Genomic DNA, 14639 nt, shown 5'->3' with positions numbered 1-14639 from the left:
TCGGCGTGCGCTCAGGCGGCGCGGCGGTGGTGGCGGGCGAACTGCTTCTGGGGCTCCGAGAAGTACGTCCAGGGCCAGCTCGTGTACGCGCCGTCGAGTGACTGGAAGACACGCCGGACCGTGTGACCCTCACCGGCCAGCGACAGGGCCATGGCGAAGATGTTGAAGTCGTGCTGCCAGCCCGGGTGCCGCACATAGGCAGGGTGCAGGATGCTGTGGTCGGCCGCCTTGCGCAACTCGGCCTGGATCTCCGGGGTTTCGAGACAGTCCGCACGTTCCGACTCGACCCAGTCCTCGATGTGCGCCATGGCGATCGCGCAGCCGAGCCGGTGTCCCTGCGGGGCCCGGCCGACCGCCTCGCGGGCGAACGCCAGGGCCTGGCCGGGATCGCCGCCCCAACGGGGCTGCAACTGCGACACCCACTCGATGTGGGTCTCCAGATCCAGCGGGTCACGGCGCAGAGCGGCGTCGAGCCGGGCCTCCTTCACGGGCGAGGCCAGCGACATGCCCCGGGCCGAGGTGAGCAGGCGGCGCCACGGGGTGATCCACTCCGGCCGCAGCTCGGCGGCCTCCAGCAGATGCTCCTCGCCGATGAGCAGCCGCTCGCGGAAGAGGCGCCACTGCTCCTGCTCGACGTCCACGGCACGCGCGCTGGTGCGCGCCTCCCAGCCCCAACTGATGTGACGCGCCCCGGATATCAGCAGGGCCGTCGCCCGGTGCTCCTTGTCCTCCTCGACGGCCCGCCCGATCCAGTCCTGAACACCGTCCAGCTCGGCCAGTTCGGCGAGGACGCGGTGGTCGCGGCCGAGATCGAACGGCGCCAGCCTGGCCTTGACCACGTCCCATTCACCCGCCTCGGCCGCCTGGACCAGCGCGAGCACCCGTACGTCCCCGAGCGCGAGCAGCGTGTGCGTCCCGTTCTTGCCCCTGCGCACCACCGGGAGCGCGTTCGGATCCGCCGCCGGTCGCTCCGCTTCCCTGCCGAACAGTCTGCCCCACATGCTGCGCCCTCCCCTGGTCCCTCATGATCGTTCGGTGCAGCATAAACGGCCCTGCTGACACCGTTGCCACCGAGTTTCCACGGGTGCTTCACGGGCCCATATCCCACGCCGCGCCGGATCTCGGCCCCGCGCCCGCCCGCCGACCGGGCGAGGCGGCGGGCGGAATGGCATGGTGCGAGGGCCTGAACAGGACGGCGGCCGGAGACTGGTGGCCCGGTGTCAGGCTTGAGCAGGAGAGCGCATGGACGACCGCAGCAGCACGGGTTCCCAGGGATCGGTGACCGCCGTCACGGACCGTGGAGCCGCCAACCGGGCCGGGGTGCTGAGCACCGCCCTCGCCGGTGTACTGGCCTTCGCGCTCTCCTCCGGCTCCTGGCAGTGGTTCTCCACCTATATCGGCGCCACCCTGCTCGCGCTGATCCTCGCCTGCACCCGGCCGCCGGTTCCCACACCCGGCGCGCGGTTTGCGTACGCGCGGAGCCTGACCGCCTACTCCCTGGTCGTCGGCCTGTGCGTGGCCCTCGCGGTGGCGCCCGCCATGCAGCGCTGGGAGTGGTTCTTCCCGATGCCGGGCACCCGCACGAAGTGTGCTCACCTGGGCGATTACGCGGCACTGCGGGCCCGGGCCGCCCTGCACGACCTGGCCGGTCAGGACGGGGCCGCGCTGGCCTATGCCCAGGACGACCGGAGCCGGCACGTCGTGGACGACTGCCTGGCATCCACGACGACGCTCTGGCTGCCGGTGTATGCCCTGGCCGCCGCCGCACTGGCGGCGCTCGGCGCCTGGTTGGTGGGCCGGTCCGGCACGAGACGGGCGACGGCCGGGAAGCGGTGAGCGGTCTCCACGAGCCGCCGGCCGGTGGCGTCCGAGCACGTCGGCGGGGTCGGGACCCGGGACGGCAATCATCGTTTGCCGACAGGTGAGGCGCATGAGGCGTGGTTGCGTGCATGGTGGGGTGGTTAGAGGCCGGCGCGCCCGTGACTGAAGTAGCCGCGGAAAGAGATGTCGGACTTCGGCACGTGGCGCTTGCGGAAGGGGCGTAGCTGTGTCCCCCGTCGAGGAAGGACACCTTTGTGCCCGGCGTGGCGGCCAGCGCCCACCGGGTCCCCGGGGCCGCCGGCTCCTGGCCGGACGCGCCGATCTCGTGGAGCGAGACCTCGATGTCGAACGCTGATTCCTCCGGCCTGAACCTGCGCATCGTGTACGTCCGTACCCGCGGGCGCCGCTTGCCGCCCTGCATCGTGAGCTGGCGAATCCACCGCTCACTGCTGGGCAGGAACACGTCGCCGTCCTCGGCGGGGTCGGCGAAGAACAGACGCCCGGCCTGGTCGAAGCCGGTCTGTTGCAGGTGGCGGACGTCGTCTCCGCCCAGCGTGACGGTCATGAAGTGCGGGCTGGTCTGCTCGCCGGCCTGGACGGTCAACGACAGCATCCGCCGCTTGCTCGGGCGTTGGACGTGCGGCGTCATGACCGTCCAACGCCTCGCAGGATCGTGCTGCTTGTCGGGCTCATAACGCCACTGTCCGGCTCTCCACCCATGCGGGACCACCGTTAAACTGACGCCTGATGCCGAAAGACCGCCAACCTTCACCGGAGTCGCCCGGCCCCGAGGCGACGCCGCTCCAAGGTGCCGCGTGGCTGCCGCACGGCTACCGGCTCGACCCCCACTCGCATGCCGAGGGGCAGCTCGTCTATGCCGCCGCCGGCGCGCTGGCCACCGCCACCGAACGCGGAACATGGGTCGCCCCGGCCAACCGCGTCACCTGGACACCCCCGCACTTCGCGCACTCCCACCGCTTCTACGGCCGGACCGACGTACGCCTCCTTCAGGTCCCGCTCGACCTGTGCGCACAACTCGTGGCCCACCCCAGCGTCTTCGCCGTCAGCCCGCTACTGCGCGAAGCGCTCCTCGCGCTCACGGACAGCCCGGAGCGGCGCCCCGGCGCCCACCGACGACTGCTCACCGTCATCGTGGACGAGCTTGTCGACGCCGACGAGCAGTCCCTCCACCTGCCGGAAGCCAACGACGACCGGCTCCGCGCCGCCACCGCGCTCCTGCACGAGGACCCCGCCCAGTCCACGACCCTTGCCGGTCTGGGCCGCAGGGTGGGAGCCGGTGAACGCACCCTGAGCCGACTGTTCCACACCGAGCTGGGTATGAGCTTTCACCGCTGGCGCACCACCCTGCGCATCCACCACGCGCTGGCCCGCCTCACCGACGGGATGTCCGTGACGGAGACCGCGGTGGCGTGCGGCTGGTCCAACCCCTCCAGCTTCATCGACGCCTTCACCGAAGTCGTCGGCCAGACACCCGGCCGCTACCAGGCCGAACTGCGCCACCACTCCTGACCATCAGCGTCTGCGCAACTCAGACACCCTGCGTCGACCTCGCTCGCCAGGTTGGCGGCTTTCCGGTATCTGCTGTCCAATCACCAGTGGTGCGCACGACAGGGGGCGTCGCAGGGTGGTGACCGAACGCCGCACCACCCGGGCGGCGCCATCGGCGGCAGCGATGCCGGGAACCGGTCCACCGCCTTGAGCACGGAGGCTCGCACACCCATGACCACGACACGCGACGACACGGCAGTCGTCATCATCGGAGCCGGCGTCGCCGGTCTGACCCTCGGCAACTTCCTGCTGCGCAACGGCATCGACTGCATCGTGCTGGAGAAGCATCCCCGCGCCTACGTCGAACAGCGCCAGCGCGCCGGGACCATCGACACCTTCGGGGTGCGCATGTTCCGCGACTGGGGCCTGGACGAAGTCCTGGCGGGCGACCCGATCCCGCACAGCGAAGGCGGCTTCTACATCGACGGCCACGCGATGCCGATCGATGTGGAGGAGGACAACAACGAGAGCCTGTACTGCCCGCAGCAAGTCCTCGTACGCAACCTCACCGAGGTCTTCCTGCGCGAAGGCGGCGACCTGCGCTACGAAGCCGCCGACGTCATCCTGGAGAACCTCGTCAACGGCCACCCCGTCGTGCGCTACCAGGACGCCGACGGAACGGCCCGGGCCATCGACTGCGACTTCATCGCCGGCTGCGACGGCTTCCACGGCATCTCCCGCCGCAGCATCCCCGCCCCGGCCCTGACCGAGTACTCCCACGAATACGGCTACTCCTGGCTCAGCGTCCTGGCCGCCACTCCGGCCAGCCCGTCCGGCATGGCGATCCACGAACTGGGCCTGGCCGGCATGATCCCCCGCGGACCCCGGGCCAGCCGCATCTACCTCCAATGCGCCGTGGACGACACCCCCGAACAGTGGCCCGACGAGCGCATCTGGAGCGAGCTGGAAGCCCGCTTCGGCACCCCTCCCTCGCGCGGCGAGATCCTGTCCAAGCAGATCGTGCCCCTGCGCAGCGTGGTCTTCGACCCGATGAGTCACGGCAAGCTGTACCTCCTGGGCGACGCCGCCCACATCGTCCCGCCGATGAGCGCCAAGGGGATCCATCTGGCCCTGCACGACACCGAGGTCTTCGCCCGAGCCGTGATCCGCCACGCGAAGGAAGGCGACTCCAGTCTCCTCGACAGCTACTCGGAGACCTGCCTGCCGCACATCTGGAACTACCAGGCGTTCGCCACATGGATCACCGACACCATGCACAACGCTGGATTCACCGGTTTCGAGGGCGAGTTCAAGAAGCAGATCGCCCGTGCCGAGCTCCAGCGCCAGTTCGCCTCGGAGTCGGCGAACAAGCTGTTCAGCGAACTCACCGCCGGTACCAACTAGGGCACGTATTGAGTCGTGATCAATGGATGGTCCGGGTGAGGTCTTTGATCCAGATCATCGAGGCTCGCGGGTGCAGGCCGGCGAGGTAGCTGTCCGGGGCCTTGATGCCGCGTCTGTGCAGGTGGGCGTGGTTGCCGCGGGAGGAGTAGGTCTTGTCCCCGGCGACCGCGTCCGGCCGGGTGCGGGGGCGGCCGACGGGGCCGCGGATCCGTATCTTCCCCAGCACGGGGATGAACTGCGGACTGTCCGCGGCCTGGCCCGCGGTCAGCACGAACGCCGGCGGGCGGCACTTGCGGTCGGAGGCCAGGTGCACCTTGCTGGCCTGCCCGCCTCTGGAGCGTCCCAGGAGTGCGGACTTCAGCCGGAGTTTTCGCCGACGCCGGATGTGCCGTCGCTCCTCGCGCCCGGGATCGGTCTCGGCGTCCTGTCCGTCTTGTCCTTCGAGGCTGCCCCTTTTGATCTGGCCTTCTCTGCCTCGGCAGCGGCCTTCTCCAGGGCGGTCAGGACGTCCTGGTCCAGGTGCATCCCGGCAGCGTCGTGGTGAGCGCGTGCGGTAGTGGAGTCGATGCTGACCAGGGACAGATCCACCTCACCCTGCTTCGCGGCTTCCGCGATCAGGCCCTCCGGCAGGGCCTCGAAGACGCCGGCGTCCCGCCACTGCCGGAAGCGGTTGTGGACGGCCGACCAGGCGCCAGACTCCTTCGGCATCTCCCGCCACTGCCCGCCGGTCTTGAACCGCCAGATCACGCCTTCGAACTGCTTCCGCAGCCGCTCGGGATACGGGCCGTACTCACCGATCGGCAGGTACGGCTCAATGAATTCCCATTCCGTGTCAGCCAGTTGCACTCGCGTCACGACAAGAAGGTCTACCGGTCCAGACCCTCCCGCGAGGCGAATCCCGCAGATTGATCACGACTCGATACGTGCCCTGGTCGCGCGCGATCGACCGGCACACGCCTACGGGTGACCAACCCGCGCGCACCAGACACGACTTTGACCGTACCCACCCTCAAGCGATCAAGGCGAGGGGGCCCATCAGGGGACAGCGAGTCTCGCCAAGCCGTCAGCTTGGGAAGCTGAGGTGATCTCTGTCTGGTCGGGCTGCCGACTTGGGGCCGGCCGGGTCGTCGGAGATGGCCTGCTTGAAGTCGGGGCATTCGACCAGGGGGGAACGGGTGCAGACGGCGGCGTGGCGGAGACTGTCGCGCATACGGGTGAGCCGGTCGATCTCAGTGTCCAACTGCTCAGCCTTGGCCGCCAAGTGGACGCGCAGTTCGGTGTCGTCGGGGGTTGCGGTCACGAACCGGGCGATCTCGGCGAGGGTGAAACCCGAGGCACGGGCACACGCGACCAGGGACAGGCGGGCCAGCACCTCGGAGCGGAAGGTGCGGCGCAGTCCGTTGCGGCCCTCGGAGGCGATGAGGCCCCGCCGTTCGTAGTAACGCAGCGCCGACGGCGCCAGTCCGGACCGTTCGGCCACCTCGGCAATATCGAGCAGGGTCATGAAACCCCTCCTTGACTTGAACTTCGCTTCAAGTCGGAGCATAAACCCATGACTGACACGACAGCATCACTCGGCTCCCCGCACCCGCAGGTCCAGGCCTACCTGGACCGCCTGGCCGCCGCGAACGTCGGCGAGTTGCACACCTTCACCCCTGAGCAGGCGCGACAGGGCTGGCGTCGGCAGATCGCCCTCCTGGGCGAGCCGGAACCCATTGCGGCGGTCGAGGACCGACGGATCGTCACCAAGGCCGGTCCGGTCCCGGTGCGTATCTACACTCCCAGCGGCACCGGCCCCTTCCCTGTGCTGGTGTACTTCCACGGCGGCGGTTTCGTCATGGGCGACCTGGACACCCATGACGGCCTGTGCCGCAGCCTGGCCAACGGCGCGACCTGTGTCGTGGTCTCGGTGGAGTACCCGCTGGCTCCCGAGCACAAGTTCCCCGCCGCACCCGAGGCCTGCCTCGCCGCCACGGTCTGGGTCGCCGAGCACGCGGGCGACGTCGGAGGAGACCCTGCGCGGATCGCGGTTGGCGGCGACAGCGCGGGCGGGAACCTGGCGGCTGTCGTCGCACGGCTCGCACGCGACCTCGGCGGACCGGCACTGGTCTTCCAACTGCTGATCTATCCGGACGTCGACTTCCGCAGGACCAACCACAGCATTCAGGCCTTCGCAGGGAGATTCGGCAACGTCAGCCGCGCCGCCCAGCACTGGTTCATGGACAACTACCTCACCGACAAACAAGACAAGCTGGACCCCCGCGTCTCCCCGCTGCTGGCGTCCGACCTGACCGGTCTACCGCCGGCGAGGATCGTCACCGCCGAGTTGGATGCGCTGCGCGACGAGGGTGAGGAGTACGGGCGGCGTCTGGAGAAGGCGGGCGTCCCGGTGACGGTGTCCCGGTATCCGGGGATGATCCACGAGTTCGTCCGCCACCCGTTCGACGACAGCGGAAAAGCCCGGCGTGAGGCGGCCCTCGCGCTAGCGACGGTGTTCACCCGGTGACGGTGGGCGGTGCCGAAACCCTCTGATCCGCTGCTGGACTCCGTATCCAGGTCTCTGCTCAGAGCCGTTGCTTGCTGCGGCCCCAGGGGCCGGCTGGCGCTCGCGCGGGTGCTTGAACGGCACGACCGGACCGTAGCCGGCGCCGGTGCCCGCCCGGCGATCTTTCAGCGAACCCCAGCGGAGCCTCCAGCCGGTGTGCTCGCCGACCATGATCGTTCTCAGGGGCAACCGCTGTACCGATGTTCCCCGATGCCGGGTCGGATCCCGCAGCCAGTCGGCTTCCCGGGACTCGGCGAAGGGCCACCGCGTGGACGCCCGTGCGGCGGCTGTCTCGGACATCCGCCCCGCATCGCACCCACGCCGACGGCACACCTGAGAAGCCCGGGAAGACCGTTCAGCCGCGCCGGACCACTTCCTCCGCGTCGCCCTCCTCGAATCCCCGCGGCACGGCCGCCGCGGCCCGTTCCGGCTCGGGGTGCGCCTTGCGCACACGCAGGTCGGCGACGGCCAGCAGCAGGGCGATCACGCTCATCCCGACGGCGGTGAGCAGCCCGAGCTGGATGGCCGTCACGGAGCGGCCGTGGTCGACCTGATGCGCGAAGTACACCGCCCCCACCACGGCGATCCCGGCCGCCGAGCCGATGCGCTGCCCCGTCTGGAGCACCCCGCCGGCCGCGCCGGCACGCTGCACGGGGACGCGGGTGAGGGTGAGCGTCGTGTTGGGGGAGACCGTGAGGCCCGAACCGATCCCGCCGACGACCATGGGCAGGGCCGTGGCCCATCCGACACTCTGCAACGGCACCAACTGCACCGCCACGACCACTCCGAGCAGCCCCACCACCACGGCGAGAAGGCCGAAGACGACCAGCTTGCGCCCGTGCCGCATCACCAGCCGGCCCCCGATGGCCGCGCCGACCGCGGACGCGGCCGCGAAGGGCAGCACCGATACACCCGCCGCCAGCGCGCTGTATCCGGCCGTGTTCTGCAGGAACAGGGAGTAGACGAAGAAGACGGTGGTGAAACCCGCGAAGTAGGTCAGGCTGATCAGGGAGCCGAGTGTGAAGGAGCGCAAGGAGAACAGGTCCAGATCGACCAGCGGAGCCCGCCCCCGGTCCTTCTGGCGCCGTTCCCACTCCCAGAACGCGATCAGCAGCAGCGCGGCCACCGGCAGCAGGGCCCACTTCAGCCGCCCGGTCCACTGCTGTTCCTGAACGAGCGGCAGCATGAGCGCGAGCACGGCGGCGCCGAGGAGCAGTACGCCGAACGGGTCGAACTCCTCCCGCTTGCCCGTCGACGCCGGGAAGCGCGGCAGCAGCCGCAGTCCCGCGGCCAACGCGGCCACACCGATGGGCAGGTTGACGAAGAACACCCAGCGCCAGCCGTCGTCGGTGCCCACGGCGTCGATCAGCACTCCGCCCACCAGTGGGCCGGCCGCCGTCGAGATCCCGATGACACTGCCCAGCAGCCCGAACGCCTTGGCCCGCTCGGCGCCCTGGAACATCTGCTGGATCAGGCCTGAGGTCTGCGGGGCGACCATGCCCGCCGCCGCGCCCTGGATCAGCCGGAACACCACGAGCCAGGAGGCGCTGGGAGCCAGGCCGCACGCCCCCGAGGCGAGTGTGAACAGCGCCAGCCCCACCAGGAAGGACTGGCGCCGCCCCCGCATGTCGCCCAGCCGGCCTGCCGGGACGAGCACCAGGCCGAAGGTCAGGGCGTACCCGGAGACCACCCAGGACTGGGCGGCCTCCGAGGCGGCCAGCCCGTGCTCCATCGAGGGCAGTGCCACGTTCACGATCGAGGTGTCGAGGAGCGAGATGAAGCCCGCCGTCAGACAGACGGCGAGCGCCTTCCACCGCCGGTGGTCGGGGGTGGGCGGGGTTTGGAGGGTGGTCATGGGGTCACGCTAAGCAGCCGCCCCGCCCAACGCAGGGAAGGAGCCCTTCCGCGCGCGTCGTGACCGCCGGGGCCGGTACGAGACACTCCGCGCCGCACCCCGTACCGTCGCCCTGCACGCCCTGCACGCCCTGCACGCCCTGCACGCCCTGCACGCCGTACTGCCGCCGTACCGCCCCCGAAGCGGATACCTCTCCCGGTCCTCGCCGGGAGCGCCGCGGCGCCCACGCACTTCCGGCGCCTCTCACGTCAGGAAGAGGGCCGCCCCGTCGCGCCTGCTTCTCCGGGCCCGCAGAGCGAGCACGGCGAGCGCCGCGGCCAGCCAGCACGCGCCGATCAGCGATTCCCATCCGGCCAGCCCGGCGGTGTGCGCGCCCGCCTCGCCCGCCAGCACCTCCCGGACCGCCAGCAGTCCGTGGGTGAGGGGCAGCACGTGGCCGAACCCGGCGAGGACGGGGCCGACGGCGTCCGCCGGTACCTCCGGCCCGCAGACGATCAGCATCACCGTGAACGCCGCGTTGGACACGACGTTGCGCAGGTCGACGGCGGTCAGCACCAGGGATCCGAGGAACAGGCCGAGGCAGTAGCTCGTCACCGCGACGAGGACCAGAAGGACCGTGAGCAGGGCCACCGATGCCACGCTCAGACGCAGTCCGGCCACCGGGCCGAGGATGAGAACGGCGCCCAGCCCGCAGGCCACCCCGTCCGGCAGCCAGAAGAGGCTCCGCCCGACCAGGACCAGTGCGGGGCTGCTGGGTGAGGCGACCAGCAGGGGAAGGGTGCCGTTCTGGAGCTCCCAGGTGGTGGAGGCGGTCGCGAACACGCCGTGCAGTGCGACGAGTGCCACCGCGTTGCCGATGAGGAGATAGCGGGCCTGCCCCGGCCCGAGCAGGTTGCCGATGGTGGCGAAGAAGAGGACCTGGGCGAGCATGCGGACGAACCAGCCGAGCAGCCAGGTCCTCCAGGTGAACACGGTGCCGTAGTCGGCGGCCCCGGCGCGTGCCGCCCAGCCCAGGACCCGCGTGCGGCGGCCCGTCCGGGTGTCGTCGGCGGTGCGGCTCAACGCAGTCCCACCGTCCCGTTCTCGCGGACGAGCCGTACGACCCTGCCGAGCAGGAGCCGTCCGCCGGCCCCGGTCAGGAGGCCGAGACCGAGGATGGCGCCGGTGCGCCACGGGACGGAGGTGACCGTGGCCGGGGCGAGTGCGTCGCGCAGCAGGTCGGAGCTCCAGGAGAGATAGATGAGGCGGCCGATGGGGTGAGTCCACTCCGGCAGCCGGTCGAGGGGGGCGAACACCCCGCCGAGGAGCAGGACGGGGTAACTCAGGGAGTTCTGGAAGGTGCGGGCCGTCCGTGTCGCGACGAAAAGGGCCGCCATCAGCGTGGCGGTGCCCGCGGTGGCGACGGCGGTGGCCAGGAGTCCCACGGCGAAGACAACGGGATGCGGCACGCGGGGAACGGTGCCGAAGCCGAGGACCGCGACGGCGGCGACCTCCCCCACCGTCAGCAGGCTGATCGCGGTGGTCACCCAGACCCGGCTGAGCACCACCCGGGCGAAGTCGGCCGGCGCGGCGATCTGGAGCTCCAGCGTGCCGAGCCAGCGGTCGTTGTCCACGACCTCCCCGGAGATCAGCATGGCCATGCTCCACACCCCCATCAGTACGGGGGCGAGGAGGCCGTTGGCGAGGAGGTCGGGGCGCTCGTTGTGCCGGATCAGGAGCAGGAAGACCGCGGCGAGCAGCGGCGTACGCACCAGGTCGATGAGGTAGTCGCGGTGGGTGAGCACCAGGCGTCCCTGGAACCGGCTGGCGGCCGCCAGCAGGCTCACCGGTTCACCACGCTGCGCGTCTCGCCACGGTGTACGAGTTGCAGGTAGACCTCCTCGAGGCCGGGCAGTTCGGTGCGGACCTCGGTCACACCCCGCTCGACGACGAAGGCGAGCACGCGGCCCACGGCTTCCTTGTCCTCCACCGTGACGAGCGTGGTCCCGTCGTCGGCGGGTTCCGTGCCGAGGATTCCCGGGAGTGCGCGCACCAGGTCCAGCAGGGGTTCCTCGGCGCGGACGCGGACACGTTCCCGGTGTGAGACGAGCCGGGCGAGGGTCCTGGGTGCCTCCGCGGCGACCACCCGCCCGTGGTTGATCATGGTGACGCGGTCGCAGAGCACTTCGGCCTCGGCCAGGTCGTGCGTGGCGAGCAGCACGGTGCGCCCCTCGCCGGCCAGCCGCCGGATCAGTTCGCGCAACTGCCGTGCGGCCAGCGGGTCCAGGCCGTTGGTCGGCTCGTCGAGCAGCAGGACGCGGGGGTCGCCGATGATGCCGCGAGCGAGGTGCAGACGTTGGCGCATGCCGACGGAGTAGGTCTCCACCCGGTCGTCGGCGCGGTCGGCGAGCCCTAGCTCGTCGAGCAGCGCGTCGGTACGGGCGCTGCCGTCCCGGCTGGTCAGACCGTACAAGGCGGCCCAGTAGCGCAGGTTCTGACGTGCTGTCAGGCGGGGGTAGAGCCCGCGTTCGCCGCCGAAGACGATGCCGAGCAGGGGCCGGATCCGACGGTGTTCGGTCGCCAGGTCGTGGCCGAGCACCCGGCCGGTTCCCGAGGTCGGCAGCAGTACCGTGGACAGGATCTTCATCAGGGTGCTCTTGCCCGCGCCGTTCGGACCGAGCAGCCCGTGCACCTCGCCCTGCTCCACGCTGACCGACACGTCGTCGAGCGCGACGACCGCCGGGCCGCGCCGTGTGCGGTACTCCCGTCGCAACCCGCTTGTCTCGACGGCCGGTTCGCCGTTGCCCGGACGGGCGACGCCACCTCCGCCGTTTCCGCTGTCCGCCATCAAGCTCCCGTTCCCGTGAGGGTCGTCGGACTGGTGTCTGCCGATCGGCGCGGAAGGATCACGTGCCGGGCTCCTCGGCAGCCTTGCTGACGCCGGGCCCCCCGGCGGCCAGGCCGCCGGCGGCCTCCTCGACGGCCGGGCCACCACCCGCCGCCTCGTCGAGCCACTCCCGCCGGGCGGCGCCGGACACCAGCAGGAACGAGCCCAGCGGGGTCCGTGCGACGAGATGACGCCCCACGTCGTGCAGGAGCAGCCGGTCGGTCCGCTCGTCGTCCACGGGTACGCCGAACAGCGGCAGCCCCGCGCCGAGCAGCCGCCGGGCGCCGATGCCGCGGTGGGCGAGGTCGGAGGCGAGTTCCGCGATACGGCCGCCCTCGCCCTCGATGCCCGCCTGGGCGACCAGCGCGGGCGCGCGGACCGGGCTGCTCCAGCGTGCCGTCGCGCGGGCCGCCCGCAGCAGCCGGGCGCGTACCGCGGCGCTCCGGGTGTGCGGCAGCGTCACGGCGGGCCGCCAGCCCATCCGGGCCATGGCGCGCAGGGCTTCCCGCCACTCCGGCCACAGACCGGTCCTGGCGAGGTCGGTACGCAACTGCCGTACGCCCGTGTCGTCGAGGTGCTGGAGCAGCAGCGCCAGGTCGAGCAGGTCACGGCTGCGGAAGGGGCGCTCCCAGCGTTCCGCCACCAGCGCGACAGCACAGGCGGCCAGCGCGGAGCGGGAGGGGCGGGTCAGCTGCCAGGCCGGGGCGTGCACCTCGGTCACGATCTCCGCGGTGAACAGGCCGACGGCGTAGGGGTCGGGGGACGGTTCGGGTGCCGGACTGCGGAACTCGGCTCCCAGATGCAGGGGCACGCTGTCGCCGGTTCTCGCGGGGCTGACGGTGAAGGCGGCCAGGTCCCAGCCCGTCGCGGTCAGCTGCCGGGCGCAGTTCCACAGATCCTCGTGGCCGGGGCAGACGACGTCGAGATCGCCGGCCGCGCGGAGCACTCCGGGCGGGTAGAGGCCGGCGATGGTCATTCCCTTGAGCAGGGAGGCGCCGGGCGCCGCCGTCCGCAACCGTGACCAGATCCGGCGGTAGTGGTCGACGCGTTCCCGGTGCAGGCGCAGTTCGGCCCTCTCCGCCTCGGTGAGCGTCCGACCGTCCTCGGCCCACAGGCTCAGGAGCGTCGCGGCGAGTTTGTGGCGGCCGTCGCGTGCGGTTCGTAACACGGCCTCTCGCGACGCCATGGGCCCCGCGTCGAGGAGGGCGAGGACGGTCGCGGCGGACACCGTCACGTCCGTCGCCGTTCCGGTCGGTGCGTCTGTCAACGCCGGCTCCGCCCCGGTGCGCGAAGGTGGACGGGGCCCCTGGTCCGGGGGACGCCGTGGTGGCCGAGGAAGAATGCGATCAGGACCGCTGGAGGGCGAACAGGCCCGGATCCGGATCCCGATCGCATTCGACGGTTGACTACTTGCCCGGCTTCGGGCGGACCTTGACCTGCTTGAAGGCGACACTCATGGGACCCTCCTTGATGTGGTCGGTCATGGAAAGTAGCCTCAGCGTATTGCCCTCGAATGGTGCATGACAATGATGCAACTCGCTTTGCATACAGCTGACTTGGCGTGCCGCGTGGGCGCTCGATCGAGCCCGGCGGACGAAGGGATGCCGGAGGAGCATGACGGTCCACGCGTGGTTGAGGGCTCCCCTCACGCATGATCCCGAAAGACGCCGCACCTATCCCGACGACGTCTATTTCCGGGAAATGGCGGCTTTGCTGGACGGCTGGGAACCGGACAGGGCCGACCGGGCACTGCTCCTGTCGACGTTCGTGATGTTCAAGCCGGACGCCGTCGTCGGCCGCCGTGTCGGACCCGCGCTCGCCTTCCTGGCCGGACACGGATTCGAGCCCCTCGGTGCCCTGACCGTGCGGGTCGACACGCGGGTGTGCCGGGAACTGTGGCGCTACCAGATCAACGCGGCTCCGCTGGCGGTCATCCGGGCCGTGGACATGATTCTCGAGTCCGGACCACCCTGTGTCCTCGTCGCGCTCCGCGACACCCGGGGACCCGAACGCACCGGGACGACCGCGGCGGAACGGCTCGCCGAGCTGAAGGGGTCGTCCAAGAACCGTTCGGCGGACGGAGGTTCACTGCGCGGGGCGCTCGGTTGCGAGCTGATGTGCCTCAACTTCGTGCACGCTCCCGACGATCCGGCCGACCTGATCCGCGAGGTGGGCGTCCTGCTGCCCGGACGGCGGGCGGAGGCGTTGTCCCTGCTGGCCGCCGAGGTGTCGCCGCGCGGCGCAGCCGAACCGGCATCCGTGGCCCGCGAGTTGTACGCAGTCCATCCGGCCCACACCCTCACCCGGCCGGTGTCCACGTCCGCCCGGCCCGCGTCCCCAGGTGCTTCCTCCCGTCCCGCGCCTTCGGGCACGTCGGACCGCCCGGCCGACCCCCAGTCGCTGCTGGCGCGGGTGGAGGAGCTCGCCGCGGACGCGGACGGGCTTCCGCTGTGGGACCGGATCGTGATCGCCGCGGAGATGGTGGAGGGCCTGCCCTCCGAAGGCCGGCCGCTGATCGGGCCGCCTCCCGGCAAGCGCCCCACCCATCCCCGTACGGTCCGCCCCGCCGGACCCCCGGCCGCCGCCGCGGCGGACCGCTGAGGACACCGGTCCCGCCCGACCGGGGAAGCTCCCACTCA

Annotated in this window: 12 protein-coding genes and 2 pseudogenes; 5 read left to right on the top strand and 9 right to left on the bottom strand. The window is 71.0% G+C overall.

Annotation, left to right across the window (positions count from 1 at the left end):
- Positions 1 to 11: 11 nt before the first annotated feature.
- Positions 12 to 1001: a hypothetical protein gene (locus OG410_RS02175; RefSeq protein WP_329297503.1), complete on the bottom strand. Its 990-nt coding sequence runs from the start codon at positions 999 to 1001 to the stop codon at positions 12 to 14.
- A gap of 241 nt (positions 1002 to 1242) precedes the next feature.
- Here OG410_RS02175 and OG410_RS02170 point away from each other — a divergent pair, with 241 nt between their 5' ends.
- On the top strand, positions 1243 to 1836 hold the full coding sequence (locus OG410_RS02170; RefSeq protein WP_329297502.1) for a hypothetical protein: 594 nt from the start codon (positions 1243 to 1245) through the stop codon (positions 1834 to 1836).
- A gap of 232 nt (positions 1837 to 2068) precedes the next feature.
- On the opposite strand, the pseudogene OG410_RS42495 reads toward OG410_RS02170, so the two are convergent.
- Positions 2069 to 2434: pseudogene (locus tag OG410_RS42495) on the bottom strand (siderophore-interacting protein); the annotation flags it as partial.
- A 134-nt stretch (positions 2435 to 2568) separates the two neighbouring features.
- Between OG410_RS42495 and OG410_RS02165 the strand changes: the two are divergent.
- Both OG410_RS02165 and OG410_RS02160 read left to right on the top strand, forming a co-directional pair.
- The gene (locus OG410_RS02165) at positions 2569 to 3351 is read left to right on the top strand and encodes an AraC family transcriptional regulator (RefSeq protein WP_329297501.1); all 783 of its coding nucleotides are present in this window, start codon (positions 2569 to 2571) and stop codon (positions 3349 to 3351) included.
- A gap of 210 nt (positions 3352 to 3561) precedes the next feature.
- Positions 3562 to 4734 carry a 4-hydroxybenzoate 3-monooxygenase gene (locus tag OG410_RS02160; RefSeq protein ID WP_329297500.1) on the top strand — a complete coding sequence of 391 codons (1173 nt, stop codon included), beginning with the start codon at positions 3562 to 3564 and terminating at the stop codon, positions 4732 to 4734.
- Between the two features lie 19 nt (positions 4735 to 4753).
- Here OG410_RS02160 and OG410_RS02155 read toward each other — a convergent pair.
- Both OG410_RS02155 and OG410_RS02150 read right to left on the bottom strand, forming a co-directional pair.
- Positions 4754 to 5589: pseudogene (locus OG410_RS02155) on the bottom strand (transposase).
- Positions 5590 to 5797: 208 nt separating this feature from the next.
- Positions 5798 to 6238 (bottom strand): MerR family transcriptional regulator, encoded by a 441-nt coding sequence (locus OG410_RS02150; protein WP_329297499.1) that lies wholly within the window; start codon positions 6236 to 6238, stop codon positions 5798 to 5800.
- A 48-nt stretch (positions 6239 to 6286) separates the two neighbouring features.
- On the opposite strand from OG410_RS02150, the gene OG410_RS02145 reads away from it, so the two are divergent.
- A complete protein-coding gene (locus OG410_RS02145) occupies positions 6287 to 7240 on the top strand; it encodes an alpha/beta hydrolase (protein ID WP_329297498.1) in 954 nt (317 codons plus the stop codon).
- A gap of 394 nt (positions 7241 to 7634) precedes the next feature.
- Here OG410_RS02145 and OG410_RS02140 read toward each other — a convergent pair whose 3' ends face one another.
- The 5 genes from OG410_RS02140 to OG410_RS02120 form a co-directional block, all read right to left on the bottom strand.
- The gene (locus OG410_RS02140) at positions 7635 to 9134 is read right to left on the bottom strand and encodes an MFS transporter (RefSeq protein ID WP_329297497.1); all 1500 of its coding nucleotides are present in this window, start codon (positions 9132 to 9134) and stop codon (positions 7635 to 7637) included.
- A 243-nt stretch (positions 9135 to 9377) separates the two neighbouring features.
- A complete protein-coding gene (locus tag OG410_RS02135) occupies positions 9378 to 10196 on the bottom strand; it encodes an ABC transporter permease (protein WP_329297496.1) in 819 nt (272 codons plus the stop codon).
- Positions 10193 to 10960, bottom strand: a complete 768-nt coding sequence (locus OG410_RS02130; RefSeq protein WP_329297495.1) for an ABC transporter permease — start codon at positions 10958 to 10960, stop codon at positions 10193 to 10195. Before OG410_RS02130 ends, OG410_RS02135 begins: the two co-directional genes overlap by 4 nt.
- Complete coding sequence (locus tag OG410_RS02125) at positions 10957 to 11961, bottom strand: ABC transporter ATP-binding protein (protein ID WP_329297494.1); 1005 nt, start codon at positions 11959 to 11961, stop codon at positions 10957 to 10959. The genes OG410_RS02130 and OG410_RS02125 overlap by 4 nt, the downstream gene beginning before the upstream one ends.
- 58 nt (positions 11962 to 12019) lie before the next feature.
- Positions 12020 to 13267 (bottom strand): nucleotidyltransferase family protein, encoded by a 1248-nt coding sequence (locus OG410_RS02120; protein ID WP_329297493.1) that lies wholly within the window; start codon positions 13265 to 13267, stop codon positions 12020 to 12022.
- A 347-nt stretch (positions 13268 to 13614) separates the two neighbouring features.
- Here OG410_RS02120 and OG410_RS02115 point away from each other — a divergent pair, with 347 nt between their 5' ends.
- Positions 13615 to 14601, top strand: coding sequence for a nucleoside-diphosphate kinase (locus OG410_RS02115; RefSeq protein WP_329297492.1), 987 nt, complete (start codon positions 13615 to 13617; stop codon positions 14599 to 14601).
- Positions 14602 to 14639 lie beyond the last annotated feature (38 nt).

It is taken from the genome of Streptomyces sp. NBC_00659, assembly GCF_036226925.1.
Lineage (GTDB): Bacteria > Actinomycetota > Actinomycetes > Streptomycetales > Streptomycetaceae > Streptomyces.
Note: the sequence above shows the minus strand (reverse complement) of the source record. Positions and strands in the feature narration are given on the sequence as shown.

Coding starts and splice junctions, on each gene's coding strand:
- OG410_RS02175 (WP_329297503.1), bottom strand. CDS start 1,001: ATGTGGGGCAGACTGTTCGGCAGGGAAGCGGAGCGACCGGCGGCGGAT.
- OG410_RS02170 (WP_329297502.1), top strand. CDS start 1,243: ATGGACGACCGCAGCAGCACGGGTTCCCAGGGATCGGTGACCGCCGTC.
- OG410_RS02165 (WP_329297501.1), top strand. CDS start 2,569: ATGCCGAAAGACCGCCAACCTTCACCGGAGTCGCCCGGCCCCGAGGCG.
- OG410_RS02160 (WP_329297500.1), top strand. CDS start 3,562: ATGACCACGACACGCGACGACACGGCAGTCGTCATCATCGGAGCCGGC.
- OG410_RS02150 (WP_329297499.1), bottom strand. CDS start 6,238: ATGACCCTGCTCGATATTGCCGAGGTGGCCGAACGGTCCGGACTGGCG.
- OG410_RS02145 (WP_329297498.1), top strand. CDS start 6,287: ATGACTGACACGACAGCATCACTCGGCTCCCCGCACCCGCAGGTCCAG.
- OG410_RS02140 (WP_329297497.1), bottom strand. CDS start 9,134: ATGACCACCCTCCAAACCCCGCCCACCCCCGACCACCGGCGGTGGAAG.
- OG410_RS02125 (WP_329297494.1), bottom strand. CDS start 11,961: ATGGCGGACAGCGGAAACGGCGGAGGTGGCGTCGCCCGTCCGGGCAAC.
- OG410_RS02115 (WP_329297492.1), top strand. CDS start 13,615: ATGACGGTCCACGCGTGGTTGAGGGCTCCCCTCACGCATGATCCCGAA.